This is a genomic window from Marisediminitalea sp. (assembly GCF_984433645.1).
Genome location: NZ_CFIDRX010000262.1, coordinates 1 through 3,950, shown reverse-complemented (window position 1 = coordinate 3,950; position 3,950 = coordinate 1). Strand labels below are relative to the sequence as shown.

3 protein-coding genes are annotated in these 3,950 nt (G+C 50.8%); 2 read left to right on the top strand and 1 reads right to left on the bottom strand.

What is annotated here, in order from left to right; translation table 11 throughout:
- Positions 1–1,286, top strand: a 1,286-nt coding sequence (locus tag AC4MRN_RS19895) for an MFS transporter (protein WP_491204295.1), incomplete at its 5' end; no start/stop codon positions are given.
- A gap of 39 nt (positions 1,287–1,325) precedes the next feature.
- Here AC4MRN_RS19895 and AC4MRN_RS19890 read toward each other — a convergent pair.
- The gene (locus AC4MRN_RS19890; protein ID WP_488799132.1) at positions 1,326–2,381 is read right to left on the bottom strand and encodes a LacI family DNA-binding transcriptional regulator; all 1,056 of its coding nucleotides are present in this window, start codon (positions 2,379–2,381) and stop codon (positions 1,326–1,328) included.
- Positions 2,382–2,674: 293 nt separating this feature from the next.
- Here AC4MRN_RS19890 and AC4MRN_RS19885 point away from each other — a divergent pair.
- The coding region (locus AC4MRN_RS19885) for a glycoside hydrolase family 2 protein (protein WP_491204294.1) at positions 2,675–3,950 on the top strand (1,276 nt) is incomplete at its 3' end.

The window sequence follows — 3,950 nt, the reverse complement described above, 5'->3', positions numbered from 1 at the left end:
TTTTCTTTGTGAGCCATGGCATTGGTACGTTAGCTATTCCTTTCTACCAGATGACCTTAGGTGTCGACCCGCTGTTATTGGGATTGGTATTAACCATTCCTGTTTTTGTGTCTGCACTGATCAGCCCGTGGGTTGCCAGTGTCATCGACAAGCTCGCCAGTGTGCCTCACAGTCAGCGTGTGTTGCTCATTACCTCAGGTTGGATTTGCGCGGCGGCTTATGCCGCGATGTGGGCTGTACCCACAACCTGGAGTGTTGATCAGAGCATTGCCTATTTGCTGGCGTGTTCGCTTATTTTCTACTTCTTTGCCACCTTTATGACCGTGATCATGCGCTGTCAGGCCATGGAGGCGACATCGGACACCCATGGTATTACTTCTGTCATGGGCTTTACGTCGATCTTTGAAAAGCTCGGTTCAATTCTTTATTTCTGGCTGTTTCCTCTGGCCCAGTCAAAGTTTTTTGTGTCGCTGGCGGTAGGTATGAAAACCATCGGCCTCTGGGTCGCCGTGTTGTTGATTGGTTTGCTTTCAACGGTGGCCGGTGTACTGGGGAAGTCGCGCAATGCGGCAGCCATTGCTGCTGGTGCGTTTAAAGCAGACACTTCTGTGCCGTTTAACACGGCATTGCTCAAACAAATCAATCTGCTGTTTGTCGTCACTGTGTTGCAGTTCGGGTTAATTGGCGCCTGCGTCAACTTTGACTTTTACCTGCTGGTGTATTTTGTCGAGGGCGGTGATATTGCACAGGGCGCTTTCTGGAAAGGGTATTTGTCTACCGCTTATGCGGTTATCGGGCTTGCAACTATTCCGGTGATCGTGAAAGCTGGTAATCGGTTTGGAAAGAAGCAAACCCTGTTTGCTATCTATGCGCTGAACTGTATTAATGCGCTATCGAAATGGGTGCTTTATCAACCCGGTATGGATCACTGGTTAATTTTCGATGCGTTGCTGGGCGCGTGGATTTGGACTGCCCATTCGACCCTCGTGCCGGCGTTGTTGGCAGATGTGTGTTACGAAAACCAGCAGAAAACCGGCGTGCTTAGCGACAGCTATGTCGTAGGGCGGCACAATCGCTTTTTAAACTTCGGGTTGGTCCTGTCGTTTGTGTTGTCAGGCTGGATGCTCAATGTAATTGGTTTTGATGCCGACGCGCCGGGTGAGCAGGGCAAGGATGTATTGGTTGCCATGCAATGGATTCTGGTGGGCGGCAGTTTGCTGATCAGCCTGTGTGCGATGGCGGTATTATCGCGGTTCACTTTCGAGCGAACCGAGCCCACCGCCTGATTAAAGCATGCAAAATCGCTAACGACCGATAGCCAGACGTTAGCTGTGGGAAATCTCGACCACGCTCTCACGTTCGATCATTGACGACGTAAACAGGTGGGTCTTGTTCTCTGGTGTGGCGGCGTCTTTCGCCAGATCAATAGCCAGTTTTACCGCGTACTCCGCCATTTCCTCGATAGGATATTTAATGGTGGTGATGGTTGGAATACAGGCGCGGCACATAGCCGAGTCATCAAATCCCACTACCGACACCTGCTCAGGTACTTTGTAGCCATTTTTAACCAGTTCGTGGATCACGCCTACGGCCATCAGGTCGTTATAGGCAATCACTGCGGTAAAGGGCTCACCACGCTGGATGAGTTCCTGCGCGCAGGCTTTGCCACCTTCCAGGTTTGCCGTAGATTCCACCAACAAATTGTCGTTGAAGGTAAGGCCTTGCATCATAAAGCCCTGGCGCACGCCCAGCAGGCGCTGCTGAGGGTCACGGTTCTGATATATGCTGGTCGCCACTGCAATGGCTTCGTGCCCTTTGCTGGCGAGCAGGTCAACTATTTGCGCTGTGGACGCCACATTGTCGAACCATACACAGCGACTGGCGATCTTGGGAATGTAGCGGTTAATGATGACCAGACCTTTGTAACGTTCGCTTAACTCAATAAGCTGCTTGTCGGTCAGGTAGTCGCTGTGCAGAATGATGGATTCACAGCCTTTCGCATGCAGGCTCTCGATAGCCGCAATCTCAGATTCTTCTTCGTAAAGGGAGTTACAAATCAACAGGCTGTAGCCGACATCTCTGGCCGACACTTCGGCACCGGCTGCCAGGTTGCCAAAGAACTCCATAGAGATTTTCGGTGTGATCAGCCCTACATTGGTGGTGTGGCGATTTACCAGCGACTGGGCTGAGACATTGGGTTTGTAACCCAACTCCTGAATGATCTTTTGCACCCGAGCACGACAGGCATCGCCCACTTTGCCTTTGCCGTTGACGACCCGTGATACTGTAGCGGGAGAAACGCCTGCCACACGGGCAACATCATTGATAGTGACCACTCTGAATCCTTCGCTTTCATTTAATCCCGCAATAGTAAATGTCATTTACTAAATAAGTCAAAGCGCTTTCCCTGATATTTCCCTTATGTTTTTCATTTGAACCGGGTGTTGCGGGAAAGGTTTTCCCTTGTTGTTCTAAATGGCACGTCGTATTTGATGTGAACGGCAACACTGGTTGTTTATTGTTTTTGTCTTTTAACTGTTTGTAATTATTGTTTTTTGTTTGTTTTCGCCTATTGATTTACAGAAGTGCCAATAAACCCGCTAGCGTGATCTACCTTGTAATTTGCGCTATTTTAGTGAAATATGAGGGAAAACGTTTACTTAAATTTAACGCTATGAAAACACAACATGCACGCTGGCTGGTAGTCCTTGCCATACTGACCCTCTGCGGTTTTACGCAATGCCACAGTGATGAATCGGCTCCTACGCCTGCCATTGAACCTGAACACATCAATCTGGGTTGGCGTTTTATACGCGGCGACAACCCGGACTATAAGCAAACAGACTTTAATGACGGTGCCTGGCGAACGGTGTCGCTGCCGCATGACTGGTCTATAGAAGATATTCCCGGCACGCAGAGTCCGTTCAGCGCAGAGGCGAACGACGCCTATAACACAGGGTATGCCGTGGGTGGCATTGGCTGGTATCGCAAGTCGCTACCGGTTATAGACCCTGCAAAGCAGTATCTGCTTGAGTTCGACGGTGTGTATATGAATGCCACCGTGTATGTGAACGGCCAGGAAGCTGCGCAACACTATTACGGGTATACCGGCTTTCAGGTGGATCTGACACCGTTCCTGCAAGCAGGCGAGGGCAATGTTGTCGCCGTTCGGGTGTACAACAACGAAAAGAACAGTCGCTGGTACAGTGGCTCCGGCATTTACCGGGAGGTGACGTTACATGAGCTGCCTGCAACGCACATTGTGCGGTGGGGAACGTCGGTAGTGACTTCATCGGGTAACGGTGGCGACAGCGCGACATTGTCTATTTCAACGAAGCTAAACCTGGCGGACGGTAATATACCGACAGGCCTGGAGCTTGAGCAAACTATCACCGTTGACGGGGAAAAGCCTGTCGTATGGCGCACGCCGGTAACCGGGAGTTCGCTGCAGCGCGTTACCCCTGTCGCCAATCCTCACTGGTGGCAGCCTGCATCGCCGGTGTTATATACCCTGACTCAGCGGTTGCTGAAAGGCGATCAGGTGATCGACACGCTGGCTACCCAATTTGGTATTCGCACTGTTGAGCTGTCATCAACGCAAGGCTTTTTGTTGAACGGCACACCACTGTTGCTAAAAGGCATGAATATTCACCACGACAACTATTTGCTAGGCGCGGCAGCGCATCCAAAAGCGGAGCGTCGTAAGGTAAAAAACATTTTGGCTGCGGGCTACAATGCCGTTCGTAGCGCACATAATCCGCCGTCCAGTGCGTTCCTGCAGGCTGCAGATGAATTAGGTTTACTGGTGATCAACGAAGCTTTCGACGCCTGGAACACCCGCAAATGGGATAACAGAAACGATTATTCGTCGGTATTCAAGCGCGACTGGCAGCGCGATTTAACCGACTTTGTCGCCCGCGATATTAACCACCCCAGTATCATTATGTGGA